The 26,149-nt window shown below is 59.5% G+C and carries 24 protein-coding genes and 3 pseudogenes; 14 read left to right on the top strand and 13 right to left on the bottom strand.

Features of this window, described 5'->3' with window-relative positions; all coding sequences use genetic code 11:
- Positions 1 to 108 precede the first annotated feature (108 nt).
- From NJU76_RS01875 to NJU76_RS01885, 3 genes are all read left to right on the top strand, one after another.
- Positions 109 to 1,911, top strand: a complete 1,803-nt coding sequence (locus tag NJU76_RS01875) for a Rieske (2Fe-2S) protein (RefSeq protein WP_254531116.1) — start codon at positions 109 to 111, stop codon at positions 1,909 to 1,911.
- A gap of 65 nt (positions 1,912 to 1,976) precedes the next feature.
- Positions 1,977 to 2,480: a DUF367 family protein gene (locus tag NJU76_RS01880; protein ID WP_254531117.1), complete on the top strand. Its 504-nt coding sequence runs from the start codon at positions 1,977 to 1,979 to the stop codon at positions 2,478 to 2,480.
- A gap of 91 nt (positions 2,481 to 2,571) precedes the next feature.
- Positions 2,572 to 2,721: a 50S ribosomal protein L40e gene (locus NJU76_RS01885; RefSeq protein WP_254524543.1), complete on the top strand. Its 150-nt coding sequence runs from the start codon at positions 2,572 to 2,574 to the stop codon at positions 2,719 to 2,721.
- Between the two features lie 110 nt (positions 2,722 to 2,831).
- Here NJU76_RS01885 and NJU76_RS01890 read toward each other — a convergent pair whose 3' ends face one another.
- Positions 2,832 to 3,059, bottom strand: coding sequence for a hypothetical protein (locus NJU76_RS01890; RefSeq protein ID WP_254531118.1), 228 nt, complete (start codon positions 3,057 to 3,059; stop codon positions 2,832 to 2,834).
- Positions 3,059 to 3,670, bottom strand: coding sequence for an MBL fold metallo-hydrolase (locus NJU76_RS01895; RefSeq protein ID WP_254531119.1), 612 nt, complete (start codon positions 3,668 to 3,670; stop codon positions 3,059 to 3,061). The genes NJU76_RS01890 and NJU76_RS01895 overlap by 1 nt, the downstream gene beginning before the upstream one ends.
- A gap of 240 nt (positions 3,671 to 3,910) precedes the next feature.
- Here NJU76_RS01895 and NJU76_RS01900 point away from each other — a divergent pair, with 240 nt between their 5' ends.
- The 3 genes from NJU76_RS01900 to NJU76_RS01910 all read left to right on the top strand — a co-directional run bounded on the left by NJU76_RS01900 (position 3,911) and on the right by NJU76_RS01910 (position 5,356).
- Entirely contained in the window at positions 3,911 to 4,102 is a 192-nt protein-coding gene (locus NJU76_RS01900; protein ID WP_254531120.1) for a DUF5786 family protein, read from the top strand.
- The gene (locus NJU76_RS01905) at positions 4,102 to 4,683 is read left to right on the top strand and encodes an endonuclease dU (protein ID WP_254531121.1); all 582 of its coding nucleotides are present in this window, start codon (positions 4,102 to 4,104) and stop codon (positions 4,681 to 4,683) included. The genes NJU76_RS01900 and NJU76_RS01905 overlap by 1 nt, the downstream gene beginning before the upstream one ends.
- 76 nt (positions 4,684 to 4,759) lie before the next feature.
- Positions 4,760 to 5,356 carry a uracil-DNA glycosylase gene (locus tag NJU76_RS01910; RefSeq protein WP_254531122.1) on the top strand — a complete coding sequence of 199 codons (597 nt, stop codon included), beginning with the start codon at positions 4,760 to 4,762 and terminating at the stop codon, positions 5,354 to 5,356.
- Positions 5,357 to 5,455: 99 nt separating this feature from the next.
- Here the strand turns inward: NJU76_RS01910 and tsaA are convergent, their stop codons facing one another.
- Positions 5,456 to 5,887 (bottom strand): tRNA (N6-threonylcarbamoyladenosine(37)-N6)-methyltransferase TrmO, encoded by a 432-nt coding sequence (gene tsaA / locus NJU76_RS01915; protein ID WP_254531123.1) that lies wholly within the window; start codon positions 5,885 to 5,887, stop codon positions 5,456 to 5,458.
- 164 nt (positions 5,888 to 6,051) lie between these two features.
- Between tsaA and hisH the strand changes: the two genes are divergently transcribed.
- From hisH to NJU76_RS01930, 3 genes are all read left to right on the top strand, one after another.
- Positions 6,052 to 6,714, top strand: a complete 663-nt coding sequence (hisH, locus tag NJU76_RS01920; RefSeq protein ID WP_254531124.1) for an imidazole glycerol phosphate synthase subunit HisH — start codon at positions 6,052 to 6,054, stop codon at positions 6,712 to 6,714.
- Positions 6,715 to 6,932: 218 nt separating this feature from the next.
- Positions 6,933 to 8,036, top strand: coding sequence for an IS630 family transposase (locus tag NJU76_RS01925; RefSeq protein ID WP_254531125.1), 1,104 nt, complete (start codon positions 6,933 to 6,935; stop codon positions 8,034 to 8,036).
- A 663-nt stretch (positions 8,037 to 8,699) separates the two neighbouring features.
- Complete coding sequence (locus NJU76_RS01930; RefSeq protein ID WP_254531126.1) at positions 8,700 to 9,698, top strand: IS110 family RNA-guided transposase; 999 nt, start codon at positions 8,700 to 8,702, stop codon at positions 9,696 to 9,698.
- A gap of 255 nt (positions 9,699 to 9,953) precedes the next feature.
- Here the strand turns inward: NJU76_RS01930 and NJU76_RS01935 are convergent, their stop codons facing one another.
- The 4 genes and pseudogenes from NJU76_RS01935 to NJU76_RS01950 all read right to left on the bottom strand — a co-directional run bounded on the left by NJU76_RS01935 (position 9,954) and on the right by NJU76_RS01950 (position 13,014).
- Complete coding sequence (locus NJU76_RS01935; RefSeq protein WP_254531127.1) at positions 9,954 to 10,364, bottom strand: HalOD1 output domain-containing protein; 411 nt, start codon at positions 10,362 to 10,364, stop codon at positions 9,954 to 9,956.
- A 6-nt stretch (positions 10,365 to 10,370) separates the two neighbouring features.
- Positions 10,371 to 10,829, bottom strand: a complete 459-nt coding sequence (locus NJU76_RS01940) for a DUF7344 domain-containing protein (protein ID WP_254531128.1) — start codon at positions 10,827 to 10,829, stop codon at positions 10,371 to 10,373.
- Positions 10,830 to 11,920: 1,091 nt separating this feature from the next.
- Positions 11,921 to 12,091 (bottom strand): annotated as a pseudogene (locus NJU76_RS01945) (transposase); the annotation flags it as partial.
- A gap of 566 nt (positions 12,092 to 12,657) precedes the next feature.
- Positions 12,658 to 13,014, bottom strand: a complete 357-nt coding sequence (locus NJU76_RS01950; protein ID WP_254531129.1) for a hypothetical protein — start codon at positions 13,012 to 13,014, stop codon at positions 12,658 to 12,660.
- Between the two features lie 255 nt (positions 13,015 to 13,269).
- Between NJU76_RS01950 and NJU76_RS01955 the strand changes: the two genes are divergently transcribed.
- Positions 13,270 to 14,385: a tRNA (guanine(26)-N(2))-dimethyltransferase gene (locus tag NJU76_RS01955; protein WP_254531130.1), complete on the top strand. Its 1,116-nt coding sequence runs from the start codon at positions 13,270 to 13,272 to the stop codon at positions 14,383 to 14,385.
- Between the two features lie 6 nt (positions 14,386 to 14,391).
- Here NJU76_RS01955 and NJU76_RS01960 read toward each other — a convergent pair whose 3' ends face one another.
- Complete coding sequence (locus NJU76_RS01960) at positions 14,392 to 14,592, bottom strand: hypothetical protein (protein ID WP_254531131.1); 201 nt, start codon at positions 14,590 to 14,592, stop codon at positions 14,392 to 14,394.
- A 364-nt stretch (positions 14,593 to 14,956) separates the two neighbouring features.
- On the opposite strand from NJU76_RS01960, the gene NJU76_RS01965 reads away from it, so the two are divergent.
- On the top strand, positions 14,957 to 16,264 hold the full coding sequence (locus NJU76_RS01965) for a YihY/virulence factor BrkB family protein (RefSeq protein ID WP_254531132.1): 1,308 nt from the start codon (positions 14,957 to 14,959) through the stop codon (positions 16,262 to 16,264).
- Between the two features lie 1,858 nt (positions 16,265 to 18,122).
- On the opposite strand, the gene NJU76_RS01970 is transcribed toward NJU76_RS01965, so the two are convergent.
- The 3 genes and pseudogenes from NJU76_RS01970 to dcd form a co-directional block, all read right to left on the bottom strand.
- Entirely contained in the window at positions 18,123 to 19,115 is a 993-nt protein-coding gene (locus NJU76_RS01970) for an IS110 family RNA-guided transposase (protein ID WP_254531133.1), read from the bottom strand.
- 569 nt (positions 19,116 to 19,684) lie between these two features.
- Positions 19,685 to 19,807, bottom strand: a pseudogene (locus NJU76_RS26955) (Vms1/Ankzf1 family peptidyl-tRNA hydrolase); the annotation flags it as partial.
- A gap of 148 nt (positions 19,808 to 19,955) precedes the next feature.
- Positions 19,956 to 20,558, bottom strand: coding sequence for a dCTP deaminase (gene dcd / locus NJU76_RS01980; RefSeq protein ID WP_254531135.1), 603 nt, complete (start codon positions 20,556 to 20,558; stop codon positions 19,956 to 19,958).
- Positions 20,559 to 20,811: 253 nt separating this feature from the next.
- On the opposite strand from dcd, the gene NJU76_RS01985 reads away from it, so the two are divergent.
- On the top strand, positions 20,812 to 21,627 hold the full coding sequence (locus NJU76_RS01985; RefSeq protein ID WP_254531137.1) for a hypothetical protein: 816 nt from the start codon (positions 20,812 to 20,814) through the stop codon (positions 21,625 to 21,627).
- Positions 21,628 to 22,656: 1,029 nt separating this feature from the next.
- Positions 22,657 to 22,978, top strand: a pseudogene (locus tag NJU76_RS01990) (zinc ribbon domain-containing protein); the annotation flags it as partial.
- A gap of 237 nt (positions 22,979 to 23,215) precedes the next feature.
- Here the strand turns inward: NJU76_RS01990 and NJU76_RS01995 are convergent.
- Together NJU76_RS01995 and NJU76_RS02000 are read right to left on the bottom strand one after the other, a co-directional pair.
- Positions 23,216 to 24,928, bottom strand: a complete 1,713-nt coding sequence (locus NJU76_RS01995) for an asparagine synthase-related protein (RefSeq protein WP_254531138.1) — start codon at positions 24,926 to 24,928, stop codon at positions 23,216 to 23,218.
- Positions 24,929 to 25,051: 123 nt separating this feature from the next.
- Positions 25,052 to 25,603 (bottom strand): HD domain-containing protein, encoded by a 552-nt coding sequence (locus NJU76_RS02000; RefSeq protein WP_254531139.1) that lies wholly within the window; start codon positions 25,601 to 25,603, stop codon positions 25,052 to 25,054.
- Positions 25,604 to 25,763: 160 nt separating this feature from the next.
- On the opposite strand from NJU76_RS02000, the gene pth2 reads away from it, so the two are divergent.
- Positions 25,764 to 26,102, top strand: a complete 339-nt coding sequence (gene pth2 / locus NJU76_RS02005; protein ID WP_254531140.1) for a peptidyl-tRNA hydrolase Pth2 — start codon at positions 25,764 to 25,766, stop codon at positions 26,100 to 26,102.
- The last annotated feature ends 47 nt before the right edge of the window (positions 26,103 to 26,149 follow it).

The following is a 26,149-nucleotide window of genomic DNA, read 5'->3' on the forward strand; positions in this document are numbered from 1 at the left end:
CGTTTCGTGGCGAACGCCAAAAGCGTGCTATTCTCCTGACCGGTCCGACAGCTGGCTCGAATCGTCGGTGGAGGTATCCTTACGTCGCTATGGGACGATACCGTTCGTATGACAGCCGACGACTTTCGGGCGACCGTTTCGCTCGACGACCTCGAGATGACGGGCCGCGAACTGGTGACCGTCGACGGCGCGTCGATCGCCCTGTTCCACCACGATGACACGGTTCGGGCGGTCGACAACCGCTGTCCGCACATGGGTTTTCCCCTCTCCGAAGGGAGCGTCAAAGACGGCGTCCTCACCTGTCACTGGCACCACGCGCGATTCGAACTCTCCTGTGGCGACACATTCGATCCCTGGGCTGACGACGTGCGAACGTATCCGACCGAAGTCCGGGACGGAACCGTCTACGTGAACCCGAACCCGTCCCGCGAGTTACCCCCCGACGAGCACTGGGCGGACCGCCTCGAGACGGGGCTCGAGGAGAACCTGCGCCTCGTCGTCGCGAAGTCAGCGATCGGGCTGTTGGACGCCGATGTCGAGTATCGCGAGCCGATGGCGACGGCCCTCTCGTTCGGAACCCACTACCGGGAATCGGGCTGGGGGCCGGGGCTGACCGTCCTGGGATGTATGGCGAACGTGATCGACGACCTCGAGCCCGACGACCGAAAGCGGGCGCTGTACACCGGCGCCCGCTACGTCGCGGACGACTGTGCCGACCAGCCACCCGCCTTCGATCAGCCGTCGTTTTCGACCGACGAGGTCGCCTTCGACCGGCTGAAATCCTGGTTTCGAAACTGCGTCGAGGTTCGCGACGCCGACGGTGCCGAGCGCTGTCTCCGGACGGCCATCGCGACGGGTCGTTCGGAGGCCGAAGTCGCCGAACTCCTCCTCGCGGCTGCGACCGACCACCCCTACCTCTCGAGCGGACACGTCCTCGACTTCACTAACACAGCCTTCGAGAGCCTCGAGCACGTCGGCTGGGAGGACGCCGACGAGACGCTGGCAAGCCTGGTCGACCCCCTTGCAAGCGCCGACAGGAGCGACGAACAGTCCTCGTGGCGACAGCCTGTCGATCTCGTCGCGCTGCTCGAGGACGTTTACGGCGGCGACGTGACGGCGACGGACGGCCTCGAGCAACTTGCGAGCGAGGGGGCGGAGCGGTCCTGGTCGCCGCCAGTGGCGTTCCAGGAGACGCTCCGGTCCGACGATCCCGAAGCGATCGTCGATGTGCTTACGACCGCCATCCGCGAGGGGGCGACCACCGAGGCTCTCGCGGCGGAGGTGGCCCATGCCGCCGCAACTCGCGTCGCCCAGTTCGGTACCGCGAACGAGTTCGCCGATTGGAACACCGTCCACCACACGTTCACGTACGCCAACGCGGTCCATCAGAGCACGCGCCGGACGGACGCCATCGAACTTTACCGCGGCGTCTTCGATGCCGCCATCAACGTGTACCTCGATCGATTCCTCAATACGCCGCCGACGCCGATCCCCGATCCCGGTGCGAACGATACCGGGCGAGACCCCGAGGCGGTCCTCACCGATCTCCTCGAGACGTTCGACGTCGAAGGCGCAGTGAACGAGGCGGGGCGTCTCGTTGCCGAGTTCTTCGACCGCAATGGCGACCCCGGCCGGTTGAAGCGGACGCTCGGTCACGGCCTGCTACGCGAGGATGCCGAATTCCACACCCTCCAGAACCTCGAAGGGGCGTTCCGACAGTTCGATTTCGCAGAAGCGCAGATGGCCAAACGCGAGGACGAACCCGCGTTCGATCTCGAGCGACGACGGCGCGTTCCGCTGGTCGCGACTGCACGCTACATGGCTGCGCACTTCCCAACCCGTCGGCAGGCCGAGCAGACGTTCACGATCGCTGCGCGACTCAATCGCGGTGAGACTATCCACGACGAATAGTCGCCGCGCCGTCGAGGCTCTCGCGTTCCACACTCCTTTTCTCTCGGCTTCCCCTATCCCCACGCGTGGAGTGCCACGTCTACTACGAGGGCGACGACGACCCGGAGAAGTGTACTGCGCGTCGTCTCGAGAAATTCGACAAGGCGACCCTCTACCGTTCGATGAAGCAGGTACCGTACGGAATCGTCCTCAATCCCCACGCCGAGCGAGCGCTCTCGCCGGCCGACGCTGAGGAGGGACTCGGGACGCTAGTCGCTCTCGACTGCTCGTGGGAGTCCGCGGAGGCAGCGAAGTTCGAGATGCGTGGGGTCCACCGAGCACTCCCCTTTCTGGTCGCCGCGAACCCGGTCAACTACGGTCGACCGTTTCGGCTGACCACGGCCGAAGCGCTAGCTGGCGCAGCCTGCATTTTCGACGAATGGGACCTGGCGGCGGACCTACTCGAGCCGTTTCGGTGGGGCGAGACCTTCCTGACGCTCAACGAAGAGCCGCTGCGGCGCTACAGCGAGTGTGCGGACTCGAGCGAGGTCGTCGGAGTCCAGGCGGACTATCTGGCCGACGAGGAGTGACCTCGTCGGTCGTATTCGCGCTCCGTGCCCATACACCGTCGGACAGCGGCGTAATCACAGCGGTTAAATGCTCCACGGAAAAATGGAGTGTATGGCCAGTTTCGACGCCGCCGAGAAACGGACGCTCGAGAAGATGATCTGCATGCGCTGTAACGCTCGCAACTCGCCACGGGCAACGCGCTGTCGAAAGTGCGGCTACGAGAAGCTTCGTCCGAAGGCGAAAGAACCCCGCGCAGCATAATCGAGCGATCACTTCTCGAGCGTTCGCTTTTGTGGAGTCACGTCACCGGTCGGGAACAGGCCGAGTACCTCGCAGTCGTTCGGGGCGGTGACGATGATTTCGACGATCAGCTATGCGGGCACCGTGCCGTCCCTGCTGGTGAAGTACGTCATATCGAAGATCCGGTCCCGTTCGGCTGCCGGAGTGGCGCATCCATCGTGTTCGACGTACAATCCGTCCGTGACGGTTTCGACGGCGATCGTCACGTCCTGCACGTCGTGTTCGACGGCGTCGTCGAGAGCGTGCGAACGAGGCTTCGCCGACCGCTCACAGCAGAAATCTGTACCAGAAAACGCCACTATTCGTCGGGGTACTTCGGCTCCCGTTTCTCCGCACGCTTCAGGGACGTTTCGACGACGTCGCGTACGTCCCCGTGGAAGACGCTCCCGTGACCCGCGTACATGTGTTCGACGCCGTCGGGCATCCGCTCGAGCAGTTCCCGGATACTTTCGATGAGTCGTCCGCGCGACTGACCGGCCATGTCGGTGCGGCCGAAGCTCCCGTAGTCGAAGGCACCGTCGTCGTGGACTACGACGTCGCCCGAGAACAGCGTTGAATCGGAGACGAACGAGACGTGGTCGTCAGCGTGGCCCGGCGTGAAGACCACGTCGAATTCCTCGTCACCGATCCGGACCGTGTCCCCGTCGTCGATCGGGTGTGTTCGCGCCGGATGATCGGCATAGGCGTACACGTCGGGATCGAACGATTCGACTACGGTCTCGAGTTGGGCCACGTGATCGCCGTGCTGGTGGGTCAGAACGACCGCCTCGAGATCGTCGGTGTGGCTGCGGATCTCGTCGACGACCCCGTCCATCGCACCCGCGTCGACCAGTGTCGCCTGTTCGTCGACGGCGAGATACGCGTTACAGGTGAACGTCTCTGCGTCCTCGGTGACGTGGTATACTTCCATACCCGGACATTCAGCGGGGGATGGCAAAAACGATGTCATCGTTGTCCCGGTTCTCCGGTATTCCGGTTCTCGTGAGCTGCATATCGTCCGCCCGGACAGTGGGTGATTTGACGGGTGACTTATACGTAGTAACTCCGCCATCTGAATTGACCGCTCTTCCGGAGGTGTTGGCTGATTGGGAAACCCTAATAAACGGGTAACCAGGGAATTTTTCAACCTGAGATCCATACTGAACACTGTATGGGATTCGGGAGCTACGACGAATCCGAACAGCAGGAAGTCGACACTGATTTTGACGACGACGATGCCGTGAAATCGGGAGAGAACAGCCACGACGGAACGATCGAGTTCGAAAACGGGGCGTCAAGTGACGAGTTACTCGACCGGCTCAAAGAGATCAAAAACGAAGAAACGGAGGAACCGGACACCTGATGAAAGCCGGGGTACGGGCGCTCGGTATCGCGGAATCGTACCGCCCCGGCCGCGACCGAAGCACGCTGGCCGGTGCCGTCGTTCGCTCCGACCGGGTCTGTGACGGGTTGGCCTACGGCGCCTGTACCGTCGGGGGCACCGATGCGACCGACGCCGTCGTCGCCCTCATCGGCGACCTGGACCGGCCGGACGTCCGGTACGTCCTGCTGGGCGCTGTCGCCCCGGCGTGGTACAACCTTCTCGATCTTTCGCGCGTTCACGAGGCCGCCGACCGACCCGTGCTGGCCATCACGTTCGAGGAGTCCAGCGGGCTCGCGGCGGGTCTTCGGGACGCCTTTTCGGGTGCTGAACTAGCAACTCGCCTCGAGACCTACCGAGCACTGCCCGACCGACACGACTTGGTGGTCAACGAGGAAACGGTTTACGTCAGAACCGTTGGCCTAGAGCCTGACGCTGCAGGTACGGTTGTCGGCGCGTTCACGCCCGAGGGCGGCCGACCGGAACCGATCCGCATTGCGCGACTCGCGGCTCGAGCCGCGGATTCGTACGCTGGACCGGCGGACGCTAGCCCGGATACCTGATCCGAGCGAGAGTCGCCGGCAGCGGCCGAGACGGACGAGTCGAAAGAGGTAGGAAGCGGCCGCCTGAGCCACACGTATGGGTCAAATGAAGGATTGCCGCGTCACGGAGTGTCGCCGCTGTCCGGCGCTCGTCGACTCCCGAAGCCGGATCGTCAATGGGACGGGCCCCGGGGACGCCGACCTCCTGTTCGTGGGCGAGGGGCCGGGAGCCAACGAAGACGAGCAGGGCGAGCCGTTCGTCGGCCGGAGCGGCTCCGTCCTCGACGACGGTCTCAGGGCCGTCGGACTCGCGCGCGAGGACGTCCGCATCACGAACTGCGTTCGTTGTCGACCGCCGGAGAACCGCGATCCGTCCGCGGACGAACTCGAGAACTGCCGGGGCTACCTCGAACGGGAGATCGAACTGCTCGATCCCGAAGTGATCGTGACGCTCGGAAAAGTCCCGAGTGAACACCTCGTAGAGCGTTCGGTCGCAGTGACGAAGGAAGCGGGCGAAGTGGAGGAGATCCGAATCGACGCCACGCCACATCGAGTGTTGCTCTGTCTCCATCCGGCCGCGACGCTGTACGACAGGAGTCAACTCGAGACGTTCGAGCGGACCCTCGAGCGGGCGGCGGATCTCGCGGGAGTCGATGGGGCCGAAAGCGGGCAGACGCGACTCGACGGGTTTTGACGGCGGACGGCGAAATTTCGCCGGCGGTTGGACGAGACCGTCGGTCGCCAGGAAACACCCGCTCGCGGCCGGTCGCCGAGTGTCGTCCGCCGCCACCCTTCAGCGGTCTTCGAGCCACCCGAGTGAGACGCGATCGTCGTCGATCGAGCCGACGTAGGGCTTCACGTCGAGAACGGGCGTCCCGTCGACGAGATCGAGTCCCCTGACGCGGAGCGTCGTCCCGTCGCGATCGAGTAGTTCGACGGTGGTCTGGGCGATCGGATTCGGTCGGAGCGGGCTCCGCGACGCGAAGATGCCGACCTCCAGGTCGTCGGCGTGCGGCGGTCGGGCGGTGAGTCGGTACTCATCGACCTCGTCGAGATGGGCGAAAATGACGACGTGAGAGAAGTCGTCGATCCCCTCCAGACCATCCGCGTATTGCTCCTCGAGGACGATTTGGCCCGTCGTCTCGTCGACCTCGTCGTAGGAGACGTCCTCGGGGGAGTCGTGCGGTGAGCGAACGTATCCGATCGGTGTGTAGGTAATCGTCATGGGTGTGGTGTGGCTGCTGCGTGCGGGCGGGTAGTCGGGCCGAGAGCAACACTCCGTCGATGGTATTCGACCGGCAGCAACGGACTGTAGACGGTGCCGAGGCCGCCCCCGAGACCGATTGCCCGAAAGGTAATTCACTTCAACCGGCCACACCGAGTAGACGTATGAGCACCGTCTCGTCTCCACCGGAGGAAACGCTCGCCTCCGTCGTCATCGTCGACTACGGGCTGGGAAACCTCCGTAGCGTCACTCGTGGCTTAGAGCGCGCGGGTGCCGACGTCGAGATCACCGACGACCCTGCCGCTTTTACCGCGGCCGACGGCGTCGTCCTTCCAGGCGTCGGTGCGTTCCGCGAGGGTGTCGAGAACGCCGATCCGCTTCGCGAGGACCTCCTCGCGGTCGCCGAGAGTGGCACGCCGCTGTTCGGGATCTGTCTCGGCATGCAGATGCTACTCACGACGAGCGAGGAGGGCGAAACCGACGGTGAATCGGCCGTGCAGGGCCTGGATCTAATTCCCGGCACGAACGTTCGATTCGCCGAAGGCCAGAAAGTTCCCCACATGGGTTGGAACGAACTCGAGGTCCAACGCGAGCACCCGCTCGTCGAGGGCGTCGACGGGAACTACGCCTACTTCGTCCACTCCTATTACGCCGCTCCCGACGACGAGAACGCGGTGGTCGCGACGACGGCGTACGACCGGGAGTTCCCCTCGATCGTCGCGAACGAGGCGGGCACCGTCTTCGGCACGCAGTTCCACCCCGAGAAGAGCGGGGAGACGGGACTGCAGATTCTGCGGAACTTCGTCGAGATCTGCGCCACTGAGTAGTCGCAACGACGCGAGTGCGACCGTTGTGAACTACTCCGCCCTCCCGCGCTCGGGCCTCCCCGGCCCTCGCTTGGTGCGGACGGAGCTTCCTGTTTCTGTGTCGGAACGTGCAGGAACAGATCCCACAGCGTCCACAAGACGCGGAGCGTCTCGTGCGGCCCGGCAGAACGCCATAATGAGTGACGGAAGTTATGGGCATAGACTGAGACGGGCGAGTGATGGGAGGAGACCGGCGAGGCGATCTTGTTCGTCATCTAAGTGAGCAGGAGTTGGATCGTCTGCTGGACGAAGCAGACGATCCAAAGATCATCAAGCGACTCACCTTTGTCAAACGTCTCTACAAGGGAGCAACGTACGAGGAAGCAGCCGACGACGTTGGCAAATCTGCGTCGACTGGAAGTCGCTGGGCGCGTCGATGGAACGATGGCGGACTTAGTCAGTTGACACCGAACTTCGGGGGCGGAAGGCCCCCGAAGCTCGGTGACGAGGAACAAAAGCGTCTGTTAGAACTTCTCCGGGAGGGGCAACCCTGGAAAGCACAGGAAGTTCATCAGCTCTTGGACGAAGAGTTCGGTGTAGAGTACCATCCGGATTATCTCGGTCGGTTCCTCCGGAATCTCGGACTGTCCTACGCTAAACCACGTCCAAAGCGCCCCTCTCGGCCAGAAAACGCAGATGAAATCCTCGAAGAACGCGTCGCAGACGCGTTCGACGAGGAGACAGAGACGGCACATAACAAGCGTCCTGATGATGAGGACGAAGGATGGGTCCTCGACGACGATATTTGCACGGATGGGGGAACTGTCGTCGGTTTTTGTGATGCTTCGCATCCACAACCATACGACAATTCGCATCGACTGTGGTACGTTGATGATCCGACACTGGAACGACCGCTGGTGAAGCTTGACGAACCAGCGGTCGGATGCTATACGCTCAACGGCAAAAGTGTCCTGACGTTCCCTGAAGATCAATCGAAAGAGAACATCTGTGCGCTCTTGGAGCAAGTCCGCGAGCAGAATCCGGGAACGCGGATTCTGCTCGTCTTGGATAACTTCTCGTCTCACATCTGTGAACACACGCGCAAACGCGCACATCAACTCGGTATTGATCTCGTCTTTCTTCCGGTCGGCTCACCGCATCTCAACCCGATTGAACAGGTCTGGAAAGTCCTCAAACGCACTGCCTCGCCAATCGTGGTGGCGAGCGAGAGCGCGTTCCGAACTCTCGCTCGCCGTCTCTTTGACACCCTTACCGATCGACTCGGATTTGCCAAGTCCTGGATCGATCAATTCCTCAGTCCATATTTGCAAAAGTTATCTTGATCATTACGGCGTTCTGCGGACGGTTCCAGACTCCGCAGGCGACTTCCCTTGACAGGTGGTTCGGAGTGTCCCACTCCTACCGGTTGGACACTCGGCCACAACCGACGATGCACGCTTGTTGTCGCGTTTGAACACCGCCGGAAGCGTGGTGAGCATCTTAATACCACCTTCAACCGAAGAGATAATAAGGGTGCCGATTCACACGAAAACAAGACGTGCGGGCGCTGTCTCCCCTCCCTGCTCGCTTCGCTCGCTGAGGATAGCGCGGGACCGTCGGTCCCGCTGACCATGCGAACGGCGTCGCCGTGAGCAGAAGGGAGCTTAGCGCCCTCAATTACAGCTAATATTCCGACGCGAAATAAACGAGGTCGATGTGCTGTTTCCATCCTCTAGATCTCACACCATTCCTGAGCGATTCGAGTAGAACGCTCAGACGATGCTGACTCGATGGAAATTCTGCTATCCCATAAGAGCGTGAAACAAGTATGGGACGCAAGAGACCGAGATCTATTCCGTGCCCGAGAGCACGTGCTGCTGACTGGTCCGAGTGCGTAGGAAGCCGAGTCCTGGGCAGTACAGCCCGACTGCCGCCAGGAGCGGCAGTCGGGAAAGCCCGCATAGGTGAATCTCTGTTTCACGCACCAGCGTTCCGAGGTGAATCCAATGTTCATTGGAATCGACGTACACAAGCGGTACTCACAAATCGCAGTATTGGACGAAAGCGGTGAGATCGTCGAAGAGGTTCGCGTCGAAAACGCGAACCTCGACGACTTTGCCCAGCAGTACGTTGGGTCAAAAGCCGCGCTTGAAGCGACCAGCAACTATTACCACATCCACGATACGCTTTCAGAGTATCTGGATGTGACCGTCGCTAACCCCGGCGAATTAAAACTGATCTCCGACTCAGATAAGAAAACTGACCGCGTCGACGCGAAACAACTCGCTCGGATGGTTCGGTTGGGCTCAATCCCTGAAAGCTACGTCCCAACCGATGAGGTTCGGCAAGCCCGCGCACTTGTGCGCGGGCGCCAGAAGCTCGTTGAGAACCGGACTGAGTATGCGAACAAGATCCACGGTTTGTTGAGTGATCACGGGATCACTCAGGAGGTGAAACCGCTGAGTGTGGAGGGACGAGAGTTCCTGGCGGAACTCTCGCTCCCGGCGCCGTGGGATACGTTGTTGGAGTCGTATCTGGAACTCATTCAGGCGCTCACCGAGCAGATAGAGTCGTTGGAAGCGGAGATCGAGGTGCGGGCTGGGTCTCTGAAGGAGACCCAGCTCCTGATGACGATTCCTGGTGTGAGTTACTTTACGGCGTTGACGATTTACGCGGAGTTGGGAGAGATCGCACGGTTCGACCGGGCCAAGGAGGTCGTAAGTTACGTTGGGTTGAACCCGATAATCCGCGAGTCTGGCGACTCGCGGTTTGAGGGAAGCATCTCGAAGCGAGGATCAGGACGAGTCCGGTGGCTGCTTGTTCAAGCGTCGTACACAGCGGTTCATACGTGCGAATACGAGTACCTTAGCCGGTTTTACAACCGATTAGCCCGAAAGAAGAACTCGAAAACAGCGATTGTAGCAACCGCTCGGAAGCTGCTGGTTTCAATGTATCATATGCTGGACCGTGAGGAGGTGTACGATCCACCAGGGGTGAGTGCCTGAGCGCCGCCGGGGCGGCGCTCATTGGCCGGCTGGTGGGTAACGTTAGCGACTGCTCTCACTACCAAGAAGTCTCCCGCCTGGTGGCTGTTACAGTAGCAATCGGTTCGCAGGTTGTCGATTCTACGCTCGAAAATTACAGCAAGTCCTCGTCGCCCGAAGAATTATCTTAGCAAACGTGGTTTGTTTAACCAGCAGAATTTCCATAGGTGAATAGATAGCGCGTGTCTCGCAAGATTGATCGATGCTGCGTCCGTCTTACTCGCCGTCAACTGCTGAGTCCTCGGAGCGGTCGGAGACTGTCACCCAGCCGTCCGCCTCGACGCTTACTTTGTAGCCGTTGTACCGAAACTCGACCATCGAATTCGTGCCGTTCCGGTTGGCCTCGGGGCGCCCGAACAAGGCGTCGTCGATGCCTGTAATGTCCACCACCTCGTAGAGGGGCGGGTTCGTGAGCTCGGTTATGGGGACGTCCTCGGCTTCCGCGACGGCACCGATGATCACTGTGGTCAGATCGCGGGGTTCGTCGGGGTCGTAGTGGGCCTGCGTCACGAACGTCCAGCCTCCATTTGGTACTCTTGCCTCAAGCGTGTCGTCGGCAGCGGGAGTCTCAGTGGGTTTCTCCTCGGTTTCGGTCGAGGGATTTGAATCAGATCGCTTCTCATCCATCAGTGGTCACTCCTGTTTGTAATTACTCCGTGCGTGTGTTTCCTGTAACACGTCGATACTCGCCCCGGCGCCTTGCAGGGCCGCGAGCACCTGCGGGGCGTTTGTGCTCGCGATGATGACCTCCTCGCCGCCAGTATCGTACTCGACGATGTCTAAATCGACTAACTTCGGGACGTGGGCGTGGTGAAGCGAGACGTACATCTCGTCGCGGTTGAACTCGGCAACGTCCTCTTCGGGGATGTCCCGCTCCCAGGCGACGAGTTTCGTCGCCAATTCCGTGAGCGTCCAGCGAGAACTCGAGAGGAGCGAGTAGCAGAGGTAGCGTCGTCTCGGATGAGCCAGCGCCTCGTAAACGAAGTTCAACTCCAGAATTTCCGCCGGCGGTGGATGCGCCTTTCGGATGTAGGCCTTGACGTTTCGGCGCAGGTCATCTCCAGCGTTTGGCCGCTCCGATTCATCGTCCATACTGCCTGTTAATCCCATACACGCTTAACTTCACCGAACTCCATCCGAACTGATTGGTCTGGGTTCACTGACAATGAGGTTTAGCAATGATTCGCATTGTGCCACTGCTCCAGAAAAGCCTCGGCCGGGAGCAAATAGGTTCGATCCCCGGTCGTACGCTGCTGACCCCACCTCTGTATCTCCTACGCACCTACCGACAGAAAATCGATAGCTCGCTACACCTCTGCAAGATACAAAGCGCATATCGGTCAGTGGACTCGTATCGCACTGTGCGGGGTTAGCTCCATGTATCGGGCTGGAAGGGACTCGAACCCGGAGAGCCTCATTCCGCAGAGGCGACCGGAGGCCCTCTGTACTCTCCGTACATCGGCACTTCCGTCGAGTCCATCGGTACGTTTTTGTTCACTAGAAAGCTACTCAAGGATATAAATTCCTGAATACATGATTGATACAGTATTTGAGGGAGTCTTCGACCTTGTGCTCGGATTCGTTCCTAACGTCGTATGGGGGTTCTTGTTGATGTTAGGAGGGGTTGCGACGACGGCAGTTGGTGTGGGTATCTTCAGCAAATCGGCATGGAGTGGCGGGATACTCGTCACGGTCGGTGTGTTGGTGATGGTGAGTGTACTGGTCGTGTGGTACCGATAGCCGAGCTCGTGTCAAAAGGTCCTGCCGTCCTTTAGCACGGTGAAGTACCTCGGGGACAAGCCCCGAGGCTTCACCGTTTTGACCGCACGTCCCAAAACGGGTCATGCTGTCGCAGGCGAATGTAATTCCCCTCGACCTCCCCGTACCGGGTCGGCTGGAAGTAACACCCGAACGCCCGGTGCGTCCGTGAGGGTCGGCCGCTCCACCACGGCCCGATGGCGTCCGTCGCACCACGCCGAAGACGTGGGTTTTGAGAGAGCCACATTCCTCCGCACCTGTGCACAGGTACGACGAAGTACGGTCTGTAACTCGCCGAACTGCAGCTCTAAACACGTTAGAAACGCTACTAAAGCGTACCCGATTCACCCTCGGGGTCACGCCCCGAGGCGCTCTCGCTGTAGTTTTGTAGATTCACGTCCACCTCCTCCCTTCTCGTCAGATGTGAGGATCCATCGTAACCGACTGTTCCCTCGTTTTGAGATGCTCACTTCCGTCCGCGAGTCGGCTGACTCACGGACGGTCGGATCCAACCCTGCATAGCTCACTACCTGTTTGTCTTCGTCGAACCGATTGATCTCGCCTAACTCGGCCGTGATCAGTAATCCTGAGAAGAATGGCGGTTTCATCACTGGTCGCCCGCTGAATGCACCCCCATCTTGTAGGCCGTTTTCTTCAGGCGTTGACACTATCTAACCGTTGAAGAAGTGGTGAACTCGCAAAATGAGGGTTGTAGCTCTATTAGCGGTGGATTCAGTCGATTCCGTTCCCCGCAGTGACCCCGCCTACTCGGTGTGAAAGCGGTCGTGGCGACGGCCTCGAGACGAATGGTGGCGAACGATATCGAACGATTCACAGGGTGAACGGGACCGGAATCGATGGCACCAGAACTGAAGCGAGATACGCCCCGCTGGTGTGACAACAGAGTGATAACCACGCCCTCCGCAGCCGATTTCACCGCACGCGGCCTTCGACACGTTCTGCCGGGTCACAGAACCGCCGGTCCAACGCGACTGCTCGCTCACAGCCGCTCACTCGCTCATCCCTCGCACGACGTTGGCCTGCGCCTCGGACCCACTTGGCGCAGATCGGCGCGCGCCATCGCGCGACGGCGAGCCGAGTGATGAATGGATCGTCCAACGAGTACGAGTGCTACGAGTGGAAATCGGGTCATGCGACGGTCTCAGAGCAGTTCACGAACGTCCGAGTACCACATGTCGTGGTAATCGACGTGACCGACGCGTCGGGCGATCGCGACGGCTAGCGAGTGCCAGCAGCGCTCGGTCGGGTCGTCGTCGTCCAGGTTGTACTCGCTGTCTTTGCAGGTGCAGTTCCCGTCTTCGACGATGTACTCGTCGTCGTAGCCGACTACGATCGTGAAGTCGCGATAGGCTTTCACGCGGTTTTCGCCCACCGCCTCGATGGCGCGAACCCCGCGGTCACCGTGAATCCGTGAGATGTCGCCCACGACCTCGGGCGTCAACTCGCCGGCTTCCTCGAGGGCAGCCTGCCATCGTTCGACGGGATTGGCCTCCGACACGACAGGAACTGTGTCCCGAACTGTAAAATTGGTTTGGTTGTCCAACGCGACCGATTCGGTCGTGTCGATGTGCAGTGGGCCATCGGGACCGCCGGAGTCCCTCCGACGCCGTTATCGCACTACCGTTTCCTCTCCTCACTTACGGGTGGCCGACCGGCTATCGCGACCGGGCCCAGCGACTGCCGAAAGCGGATCGGCTCCGAATCGTCCGCGCGAGACCACACTGCTTTTCGCGCGCTACCGACGAGACGTGATATGCGCGTCACCGAGGGCGGGATCGAACTCGAGGTTCCCGGCGAGCAGACCGAGGGGATCGAAGAGGCGGTGTTCTACAATCCACGACAGGAACTAAACCGGGATTTGACGATCGCGACGCTCCGAGCGTATCGCCGTCGCGAGGAGCGCGCGACGACGTATCTGGATGCGATGACGGCGAGCGGTGTCCGCGGCGTCCGAGCCGCAGCGGACGGCTGGGATGTCACCTGTTGTGACGTCGACGAGGCGGCCGTCTCCCTCGCGCGGGAGAACGTCGATCGGAACGGCGTCGAAGCGACGGTCGAACAGCGGAACGTCAACGCCCTGATGCACGAGTCCGCGTTCGACGTGATCGACCTCGATCCCTACGGGACGCCGATGCCGTTCACAGACGCCGCGTTCGCCACCTGTCGGGACCTCCTCTGTGTGACCGCGACCGACACTGCGCCCCTCTGTGGCGCACACTTCAACAGCGGCGTCCGCTCGTACTCCGCGGTGCCGCGAAATACGGACTACCACGCGGAGATGGGCGTGCGGATCCTCATCTCAGCGCTCGCACGTAGTGCCGCCCGCTTCGACGTCGGCGTCGAACCAATCCTGACCCACGCGACCAGCCACTACGTCCGGACCTACCTCGACCTCGAGCACAAAGCGACGGCGGCCGATGCGGCGATCGACGAACTCGGTTACGTCTACCACTGCGAAGACTGCCTCTTCCGAGAGACCGATCGGGGGCTGATCGCCGATCCGCTCGAGCGCTGTCCCCACTGTGATGGCACGCGGCTGCTCACTGCCGGTCCCGTCTGGCTCGGCCCAGTACGGGACCGGTCGTTCGTCGCGAGGGTTCGCGAGGGAGTTCCGGACGCGTTTGGAACGGCAGACACCGCACGGGACCTCTGTGAGACGCTCGAGGCGGAACTCGACGAGCCGATGCACTACGATCAGCACAAACTCTGTCGAAACTGGGGGCTGCCCGCCAACGCGATGGACGACTTCTTGACAGACCTGCGAGACGCAGGGTACGCGGCCTCGAGAGCCCACTACGGCGGGACGACGTTCAAGACGGACGCGAGCGTCGGCGAGATCCGCGCTGCGACCGAGGAAACCCTCGATTGATCGCGATCACTCCGCGCTGGCGTACAGGCGGACGAGCCCGCACTCCGGACAGCAGACGCCCTGTAGCGTCGTCGAATTCTGGAAGCCGATCTTGCCCAAGAGTCCGTCGCGTTTTCCGGTCGCGATCGACGGCTTCATGCCCTCGCCGTCGCGGACGGACACCGATTCCATCGACACGCCGCAGTCTGGGCAGCGTCGTTGTTCCATGCGATATAGTTCGTGCGCTGATGGAAAAGCGGGACGGATTAGATCTGTTCGACGCGGGCCACTCGGGGGTCTCGATACCGCGTCGCCGATGGGGCCGCGATGAATCGCGAATACGAGTCGACGACCCCTCGAGTGCGGGTCCTAATGCGATGACCGTGCGGAATGCGCCGCGTCCAATCGCCCGAGACCGGACGTGAATTCGCCGATCGAGACCGGCGTCGAAGTTACCTCCGGATACGACCGATTCGTGGGACCGGACTGCGGAACCCAACACGAGGGAAATCACGAATCTGAGCGCGATCGAACGCCGTCTCGATCCGGCGGCGCTTCGTGCCGAGGGAGGGCATAATGTGGCGCGGATCGAATGGAGCACGTGATCGATCACAGCCGGGGACTCGAGCTGACGGAGCGGGCCATCCGGCTCGCCAGGGACGAACAGATGACGTTGCTGGCAGCCGGCGTCGCATTCTACGGGTTTCTCTCGCTCGTCCCGCTGGTGTTGCTCGCGCTGGGTATCGCCGCGTCTATCGGTGGAGAGGCCCTCGCCGCTCGACTCATGGTGGCGGTTGACAACGTTTTTACGCCGCCGGCCCGGGAACTGCTCGCCGAGACTATTTTCGACGAGACCAATCGTCAAGGGGCGACCGTCGTCGGTATTTTCGGCTTACTGTGGGGATCGAGTCGCGTCCTGAGGGGTCTCGATCGAGCCTTTTCAGAGGTCTATGGCACTGCGGGATCGAAATCATTGTTCGACAGCATCTGGGACGCGACGATCGTCGCGCTCGTCATCTCGCTCGGCCTCGTGCTCGTCGGCGTCCTCGAATTCCTGCTCCGGTTCGTCCCCGGTTTCGAGATGATGATCGTCGGCCAGCTGTTCGTCGTAATCGGGCTTGTCGCGACGTTCTTACCGTTGTACGTCGTTTTTCCGGACGCGAACGTCGGCGTCCGAGAGGCGATCCCGGGAGCGGTCGTCGCCGCCGTCGGCTGGTTCGGCCTCAGCCAAACGTTCTGGGTGTATGCCAATCTCGTCACGGAATATACGGTATACGGCGCGCTCGGGGCCGTATTCCTCGTCCTCGTCTGGCTCTACGTCGGCGCGGTGCTCCTCGTCTTCGGAGCGATTCTGAATGCAGTGCTCGCCTCCCGTGAAGTGGATCGGCAGCTACAAAGTCCCAGCGGACGACAGGTCTCGACAGAAGCGATGACCGACGACGCCACGGGTGCCGACGAGGGAGCCACGGAGGACCGCGGGACCGACCGCGCAGCGACGAGACACGCGGGCGCTCGGACGCACGATCGGGCGGACGATCCCGAGGTGCTGCGCGAAGAGATCGAGCGGCTGCGCGACCGCATCGACGACTTCGAGGACGACGTCGAAGATCGCACCGTCAGAAAAGAATCCCTCGAGGGCGAACTCAAACGCTACGTCCGAAAACGGATTCGCCGCGGCCACGCGCGCGACTGGGGGCCATACATCGTCTTGCTATACGGGACAGCCATGTCCATCGGCGCATTTTACTTCCTCGAGGGCGGCTGGGCGATTCTCGCGATGTTCGTCGTCTGGACGTCGACGCTCGGGGTTTACGTCCTGATGGTCCTGTTCGGATTCGGAATCTCGCTGCTCGATGCCCCCGGCCACCTGCGCGATCTGATCGGCGAGCGGCGTTCGTAAACGACCCTGCCCTCCTCGCTCGTTCCGCAAGGCCAGGGGACCTCGAATGATACTGAGTGGTGTTTCAACCTTCGACTTGTGAGTATCAGCATCCGTGCAGTGGCAGATTTGAACTGTGAACTGACAGTAACGGCGTGCAAGACTTAGAGGATGAGTTCAGCAGAATGGCATCATTTATTCCGGGCGATTTGTGATGAATCAGCCAATTAATCGACCTGCGTATTGATCAGCTGGAGAGCGTGCTGTTCAATAGTAGTCGTTTGAACGCTACGAGGGTACTATCCATACGCCCGACCGAAGAAAATAGCACCGAAGTGTTAGTCGAGCAGCGATTCAAGCGCTTTTCCCCGCAGTCCCAGTGGTGCCAGAATCAAGAACGGCGTCATGGCGCCCCCCTTTTGGCTGCCGGGACAGTTAGGGCCCGAATTCGGGCCAGCGTTCGGACCATCACCGCCTTTGTAGTTATCACAGTGGTTGGACTGTGGATGGTGTTTCGGTTTGTCTGCGGCTACTTGCGGCGCTCCCACGCTCGCCAGTACCGTTGCGACGATTACTAAGACGAGGAGGATTCGAAGTGCTTGTTTCATGTATACGTGGTTCTCTTTCTCTGTTTGCTCGCGTGTTCGTGATCGTTTGGAACCGACCTAGTTCCCTCTCCCTTTTCGGGCGCTCTGAGGCTGACTCCGCGGGTTGCCACCGCTGCCGCCTCGGCCTGCACCGCGACGACGTCCCTGAGCAGTCGTGGCGCCGGTCAATCCAAGCAGTGCAGCGCCGCTCAGAATTTCGGCTAGCATCGCATCATTCCTCGACGCGAGTCTCGTGCCTCTTTTAGGGTTGGATCGGGTTCTGGCATCGGTACATCCGGGCAGCCGACTCGTGTCCGCGTATCGCTGAGTCGATACTGCCCACAGCCATGGGAACCGACCCTGGTATTAAACAGAGACATTTGTTTCAATTACCATCCATAACCGATATCGACCTGGCGACACTGTTTCCGAGTTCAAGAATATTCACCATCTGAGGCGGCTATGGTTACTTAATATGTGCATATAGTATCTCGCAAGAAAGCAGTTCGAGGCGGCGATGAAGTATGGAGGCCATTCCGAAAGACGAACATTATTTTCTTTTTTCACTGACACTACTGTCTTATCGACCAAATCAGAGCATATACGGGACGAGAGTCCGTCTACGTGTCCAACGACTAACCTTGTACTCCGGCTTATCTTTTTGCTGGGTGGTAGAAGCCACTTTCGCAACCATACTTTGACTCACGATATGGGTGACACGACTGTGACGAAGCCCGTATAAGAAGAAATTATACTATATAAAATATCTTCTTCAGGTGACTTCCAAAATACGTCATATAAGAACATGTTCAAAATCTAACAGATCGATTATGACTGGCGCGTCAGTACCATGTTGCCAAGTGAAACTCTGACGATGCGCCTTCTCCAGCCAACGCATTCGTAGCGGTCTCACAGTCCTTCCGTTCGCCATACTGCAGCGCCATATCACATCTTACTCTCCACCTTGCGGATAATCGAGTTGTGTGTCGTGGCTAGAGGCTACGAGATTTGAGTCGCCAGACAGTGCCTACACTGAGCACTCACCACTCCTCGATAATCGCCTCTGACTCGTGCTGCATTCGCGCTCCTATGAAAATCCCGCACCGATCCATCCCACACCATTGACAATAATTGTTTGGGTGAACTGCTAGCTCACCCAAACACAGCTGCGAAATCACCTGACGGCGGCCACTTCAGAGAAAGAACCTCCCGGCAGGCGGGGGAATTCTTGTTGCGGTAGCGGTAGCTGTGCGGACGAAAGCAAGCCGTGCCTGAGCGACGTGAACCGTCGCTCAGGCACTCACCTCCGGTGGATCGTACGATTCCTGTCGCTTCAGCATGTGGAAGATGGAGACCAGCATCTTCCGAGCTGTTGCAACAATCGCTATCTGGTGGTTTTTCCGCCGTTTCAACCGTGTGTAAAAGTTGCCGAGGTAATCGTCGTACCGGACGGATACATGAGCACACTGGACGAGGGCCCAGCGCAGTGGCGCTGAGCCCTCTTTGCTGATGCTTCCATGGACTTCCATATCGCTGGACTGGTGAACCATTGGATCGAGTCCAGCGTAACTCACCAGTTCTTCCTGCCGGTCAAACCGATCAATCTCACCGATTTCTGCAACGATTAACGCAGCCGTGGACTGTCCAACACCCGGAATCGACAGCAGCCGCTGGGCTGCTGGCGATTCCAGTGTCTTCTGCTCGATTTTTTCTTCGAGCTTCTCAATCTGCGCGTCGTACTCATTGATCACGGAGAGGTGTGCCTCAACGATCGTTCGATCAGCCTCACTGAGCGAGAGTTCCGCGAGGAACTCTCGCCCAGTTGGGCCGAACAACTCGCTGTCGTAGGCGTTGTCGGTGCGCTTGAGGACGGCTCTAACGCGGTTTTTCTCTGCTGTCCGTTCTTCGACCAGCGCCTTCCTCGTTCGGACGAGATCCCGCAACGTGCGGATCTCGTCCGACGGGATGTAGCTCTCAGCGAGCATATCCGCCCGAAGCATGTGCGCGAGTCGTTTAGCGTCGATGCGATCGGTCTTGACCGTCGCATCGGCGATGACCCTGTTTTTTGATGGGTTAACGAGTGTAACGTCGAGATGCTCGTCGAGCATCTCGTACACCGGGCGGTAGTGACCAGATGCTTCGATCGCAGCTTCGCCACCGGCGTACTGTTCGGCGAGTTCGTCAAGACGATCGTTTGGCAAGCGAATCTCGTCTTGCAAGTTGCCGTCGTCGTCCACGACGGCAACTTGCGAGTATCGTGTGTGCGTGTCTATTCCGAGGTACATAGGACGCCTCCGTTGGGACTGATGCGTGAACAAGAGATCCTCCTATACGTGCTTGATGGCACAAGATTCCGCGTCTTATCACGGGCTCGGACCATTCTGTGTGACGTGCTTGATGCACCGCGCGAATTACGGTCTCAGCCAGTCCCTGTAACTTGTTCACGCTTCAGGGACTTAGATGCGGGATTTTCATGGATTCTGTGTATCTTGCAGGGCTTCAGAAAAATGAGTTGGAACTGGCAGTTTGATCGGAGGATGATGTGCTCACAAGTTCGTGGTTGAAGCTAGACTGAGCGGTACTCGGCGTGCCCACCGTGATCCGCTCGACTCCGTGTGTGCACCTCGATGGCCATCACTCGCCACTCGAATCGAGTTGTCCCGAAAGAGTAGCAACCGTTTCAGCGCCGCGATCCGGAGACACCGCCTGTGTCTTCGCCGTGCCAGTCGAGACGGCGCCAGATTCCGGTCGGTCCTCCAGCAACGGACGATGCGCTTCCGGGCAACGCGTGGGGTAATGGTCGACGTGATCGCCGGTTCGGGCCCCACCTGGCCGGCGGAAAGCCGAGCGGACGTCAGTCGATCGGAAATCGCAGCAGTGCACCGACGCCGTCGAACACCTCGACGAACCGATCGCCGTCAGAGAAATCGGCCGGAATCACCGCCGTTTCGCCGCCCTGTGCCGTCGTGCGGTCGCCGTCTCGCAGCCTGACAACGCCATCCGAGACAGTGGCGGTGCCGTGGCGCAACGGCGAGTACCAGCGGTTACGGGCGGCGAGAATTGAATCCCATGCCGGCGTGGTCACCCCTCGAGCTGGTCGCCGGTGAGGGCGAACGTCCCGCCGATCACTCGTCGCGCTCGAGTTGGTCGCCGCCGAATTCGTCGTCGCTCTGGATGCGCGACGCCTGCGGCCCGTCCTGATCCTGATACTTCGAGCCGCGCTCACTGCCGTAGGGCCGTTCGGCCGGCGTTTTGAGCTCCGTAAAGGTGAGCTGCGAGATCCGCATCCCGGGCGTAAGCGCGACCGGTGCCGACCCGAGGTTCGAGAGCTCGAGGGTGATCTGCCCCCGATACCCGGGATCACAGAGGCCAGCTGTGGCATGCACTACCACGGCAAGACGTCCCATTGACGAACGGCCTTCGACGTGTGCGATCAGATCCGCCGGAATCTCGACGCGTTCGTGGGTCGTGCCGAGGACGAAATCGCCGGGATGGAGGATGAAGTCGTCGCTCTCTGTAACGAGGGTTTCGGTCACGTACTCGTCGACTTCCTGTTCGGAGTTGGGGTGAATACAGGGGATGTTCGTCCGCTGAAATTCGAGGAACTCCCGCCCCAGACGGAGGTCGATACTCGCAGGCTGGATCTGCAGTTCTGGGTCGTCGAGCGGTTCGACGACGAGATCGCCGGCCTGGAGGCGCTCGATGATGTCCGCATCCGAGAGGATCATATCGAGTAAGAGCGAGTATGCGGTCTTAAAAGCCTTCGGTCCGCCTCCGACCTCGACTTCGTTTTCCCTTCCGACGCTCGGCGGCAAGCATCGGTCACCGGATCGTGCGTCTCGAACACTCGAAGGATAGCACGGTCGTTCCCCGTTCCGCGCGAGGGAATGGTCATCGTCGCGGACACACACCTCCGCTGAAATGATCGACTTTTATCAGGTGGCCTCATCGGTTATCAAACAGTATCGCCAATGCAGTCCCATGAAAGGGAAGCAGGACCGATTCAACGGTAACTCGAGGGTTCTGCACCGACGGGCGGTCAGAACACCACTTCCTGACGCGGCGGCCGAACGGGTCTTTCACGAGAATATGATGGCGTTGGCGGACGCACGGGACCGAAAGGCGGACTTGCTTGCCGATCCGGACGTAACGTTGCTGGACGCCTACGACGCGGAACTCGAGCGGATCGCGGACAGCGTCGAACGGCAGTTTCGAGTCGTGGCCGGTGAAGAATTCGAGGAGGCCGCGATGGCGTACAACCGCGGCGAACGCGACGATCCGACGGGGGCGCTCGCCACGTATTACTCCGAAGGCCTGTGGCGGATCCAACAGCGGACCACTATCACGGAAATGCTGTTTTCTCCGCTCATCCTTCGCTATCCCGATTGTGTCACGGTAAATATCCGATTCGCGACCGGGTACAGCACGCAGAAGTCGATCCACTACGAGTCGCCGGAACACTCGACCGAGGATCTGCCGGACGAACACGCCCAGACGTATTACCAAGAAAGCCTGTACTCACAGAAGCGAGCGGCCGCATACCTTCGTGAGACGTCCCAGATCATTCGGGAAGAGTTTCCCCACCCGGACGAAACGACGTTCGAAGAGCGGAAGTACGGCGGGATCGTCGCCGCTGGCGGGCGGCGAGGCTCGGTCTTCTCGGCGTTGCTCGAGCGCGTCGACCCGGATCCCGATCGGTTTTCGGGACCCGCGACCGGGACGACCCTCGTCCAGGAGGGGCCGGAGGCGAGACGGACGGAACGGGAACTCTTTTCCGACGGTGAACTCGTGTACTGAGGGGTGACACCCCGGAATTCGGTTACCCCGTGTCGGCCGTTCCACCGAACGGCTGTAAGCGACCCGAGTGCCTCGATGTGACCGGACCGGGAGCAGTCCGTGACCCCTCGAACAGCCTGTGCGACGCGCCGACGATGCCGGGCGACGCACTCGAGGCAAGCCGCTTTCCTCGCCCGATGGTCACCGTATCTCATCCGTCGAACGGATCACCGCCACGATACGAATCGCTCGACACGGACGGATCGTCGACACGCGGATCGCGCAACGACGCACGTGTTCCCCTACCGGGACAGTGCGCGGAATTTGAGCAAACAGCTATGTTGTGTTAAATCATACCATGAACCATGAGGGTGAGATGTTCGCTGTGTCGACACACGATTCCTGACCAGTCACTGCAGCGGTGGTGTACGTGCGGATGGTGCATGGACCCGAGATGTGAACGGAATCATCGATCGTTCTGTCCAGTCCACGGCACTGAGCGCTGGATCGGTGCAGTTGAAATATAGCAGATATTTTGCCGCGATGACATCTCGTCCCGGTTAGGAGGCAGTGAAACGGGCCAGTGAACTACCCTGCCCTACCGCGCTCGGGCTTACCCAGCCCTCGCTTGTTACGGACAGGGCTTCCTGCTTCGGTGTCGGAACGTGCAGGGAACGTCCCCACAGCGTCCACAAGACACGGAGCGTCTCGTGCGGCCCGGCAGAACGCTGTTGGCGTTCTGCGGACGGTTCCAGACTCCACAGGCGGCTTCCCTTGACAGGTGGTTCGGAGTGTCCCACTCCTCCCGGTTCGACACTCGGCCACAACCGACGATGCACGCTTGTTGTCGCGTTTGAACACCGCCGGAAGCGTGGTGAGCATCTTATTACCACCTTCAACCGAAGGGATAATAAGGGTGCCGATTTACACGAAACCAAGACGTGCGGGCGTTGTATCCCCTCCCTGCTCGCTTCGCTCGCTGAGGAAGGGGGCTTAGCGCCCCCAATTACAGCTAAGAACCGCACGCCGCAGCCTGGAGACGTTCCTCCGTATGCTTGTATGCTTGAGTACAAGTGTGAACATGAACGAACGCACTTCGTACCCATTCGACCTCACGGGACGACCAAAGAGTGTGTGAACGGTGGCGTCTAAACGGCTAAGCCGCTCTGGGTTCGGGACCACTCATGCCCGGCGTATGTTCGAAGCCGATTGTGACGCAAACGCCGCGGTCAAGATCCTGAATCATGGCCTGCGCAACGTAGGAGTGGATCACTCCGAATCTCTGCCCGTGGAGACTGGTGTCTCTACGCCAACCGTTTCGTTCGGTGCAAACGCCGTCGTAGAACCGGGAAGGCCCACCCTCAAGATACGAGCACCTCAACTGCGAGCGAGGAGGGTGGGTAGTTCACTCGTTTCACCGCGGATAGGGATTGGAACGCGGTTTCCAGTATATTGGTTCGCAGGTCGAAAAACACAAAATGGGCCGAAATTATGCGACTCACCGCTTGGGGAGACTACGCTCCCTGCGGGAATTCATACGGTTCTGCACAGCGCGTCGTAGAAGCAGGAATCTCATCTTCAACGTGTGAAGCGCGTAGGACGGAGTAATTCACATTACCTGCTGGTGCCAACTTCCGATTGATGAAAGCACGGCAATTGGGTGGAGAGCATCGTCGTCGCCGGATAGTACTTCGTCTTGAAGTTGTGCTACTGCGTGTTTGTTTATGAAGTCCAGTTCGGTCATGTTGGCCAGTCGGTCGTCGACTGTTCGTCGGAGGGTGGTATTGGAGCGGTACCAGTTGGCTTTAGTTCCGTAACGGTCGTGACGGAGTTTAACATATGCGGCGCCCAGAAGTTGTATTGGCTGAGGCCATTTTGGTTGCAAGTTCGTTCGTTCGTATTTTATGTCACTAAGCGAGTCTGTTCGTCTGGCGAGTTTGAGCTTCAGTGGCGCGACTGGCTGCGGGATTTTTCCTCCGGTCATGGGGAAGTAATGTTGACGGAGCTTTGGCGGCAGAGCTGCGGTGCGTTCCAGGAGAGCGCGGCTTGTTAGTGGCGATCGAGTATCAACCTGAGAGCCGACGAGATCTCCTCGGTAATGATTACGGAAGTAATTCGCGTAAATGACGTCTGAACCGGTTTCATAGACAGTATTGCCAACTGCGTTGTCAATTGCTTTTGCGGTCGTCTGGCGGCCGGAGTATGGTGTTTTGAGAATTTTATTTGCGTCAAATGCAGCCAAATCGTGATAAAGTGAGTCCACTAAGTCAGCTTTATTCGATTGCTGGAGTGTTTCGGAGAAAATATCATCGCCGAATACTTCGCCCTGGCCTGAGATGTCCAGCATGACATCAACGTTGTCTGAGAGGTCATTGAAAATGTAGTCTACGCCATGAATATATCGCCATGTTTTCATTCCGTCCGTGAGCAGTGCGGCCTTATCGAGATATTCTGCTGTGCCGTTCGGTGTGAACTCACAGATTTCATGATCGATGTTCAGTTTTGCAGCGATTCTTTTTGCTGGTTCGACGTTGGTTCCGTCTGCCGGATTTCCATCATATGTGAAGGTTCGAATATTTTTTCTCGACCGGCTAAGTTCCTTCGCAGCGAATCGACTATCGAGGCCACCGGAAAGCCACATTCCCATATGGTCACCGGCCTCGACACTATCCGTACACGATTGGACAGCGTTTCGGTATTCTAAAGCAACGTTATCCACAAACGACTGTGACCCATTTGACTCTCGAGAAACATAGGACGAATAACGGCGCGGGACTTGGTTGGACGCTTCGATATAACTTGCTATCGGCATTGTATCCACGCTCTTGATAAGCGAATTGTCGTTCCAAGCATAGCCGAAAGTTAAGAGGTCACCAACCGTCTTCGGGTCGATTTCCGGATCGGTCTGGTGACGTGCGAGTGCCGCAAGCGATGAACTGGCAATAAAGGGGTCCGTAGAAGTATACAGCCGCTTCGATGCGAGACGATCAGTGGCGATAACAAGATCGTCATCATCGAATACACAGAGAAGAAACGAACCATCAAGCTTCGGTAATACTGACTCAGGACTATCAAGCAGTTCGGTCGCAAGTTCTTTCTCAGAATCATAGGAGCATTGACGAATGATCCCATGGCGAAGATACCGGATCGATCCTGTCTCGACTGCTTGATGAGAGGCTGGTGCTCGCTCACCGTGATGAACATGAACGGCGCTGAATTCGTCGGTAGATAATATGGTAGATTCATACCAAGACTCGGAAGCAAATTCTGTGAGCTGGGCGTGTTCTAGTGTTCCAGCATCCCCAACTAAGATTCCACGCATTAAAACTGGTAATAGATATAGTCATGATAAATACATCGTTCTTGTCGGAAGACATTACCCATCATCTATCCCGTACTCGTCGTCTCGGTGGGGACGAGCGCTCGAGCCTTGAGCCCCGTCCGGTCACACCGTCCGGAGGTCGTCCGTCGCCCGCGATCGGATGGCGGCCGCGGCGATTTCGTCGGCGTGTCTCACGATTTCGGCTTCCAACGTCGCCGGTTCGACCGTCGTTCGACTCGTATGCGAGAGCACGATGTGAGCGAGTTCGACCGGTAAATCCGCTTGCGCGACGCTGTAGACACCGTAGTGGGGGTGACCGAGCAGGCCGGAAATCGCTGTTTCGTCCATCCCGTCGAACTCTGCGAGTTTACTCACGTCGTGGACCAGCGCCCCTGCGATGACGGTATCCAGCGAGACGTCGGCTGGCCGTCGCTCCAGTAGCGTCTCCGTGACCGTGATCGCACAAGCGGTCACGTCCCGCACGTGGTCTACAAGATACTCGTCGTCCAGCCCCAACTCGCGCTGAGACGGCGGAAACCACGGCACCGCAGTGATGTCGTCGATGTCGTGTTCCGCGACGGCTGTCGTCCACGCATCGATGACGCCGGCTCGCAATTCGTCGTCCTCGATAGCCTCCAGTTCGGGGAAGGCCGACCGAATCGGTTCCTCGTTCATGCCCATGCCATTGCATCACACTACAAAAGACTATGTGACGTTCGGGGCACAACTCCGACGGATGGAACCCGGACCTGCCGTCGATCTCGCTGGCGCGGTACCCGCAGATGCGCCCAGCGATATAGGTACGGATAAAGGTGTCCCCGTCCTCGAATCAGCCATGAAACAGGCAATCGTTGCCCGCACAGACGTCGGAATGGGGCAGGGAAAACTCGCCGCACAGGTCGCTCATGCGTCGTTATCGGCCTACGAGAAAGCCGACTCACAGTTGCAAAACCAGTGGAAGGAGGGCGGTCAGAAGAAAGTCGTCCTGAAGGGCACGAGCGAACGCCAGCTTCACGAACTCGCCGAAATCGCCGAGCGTGGTGGTATTCCCCACGCCATCGTCCGCGACGCCGGCCACACGCAACTCGAGCCCGGGACCGTCACTGCGCTGGCCGTCGGACCGGCCGCGGACGACCGCGTCGATAGCGTGACCGGCGAACTCTCCCTGTTTTGACCGTCCCCGAGTAGCCCGGCCAGGGCAGTCACGCTGTCGCGTATCGT

It is taken from the genome of Natrinema gelatinilyticum (assembly GCF_024266705.1).
GTDB lineage: Archaea > Halobacteriota > Halobacteria > Halobacteriales > Natrialbaceae > Natrinema > Natrinema gelatinilyticum.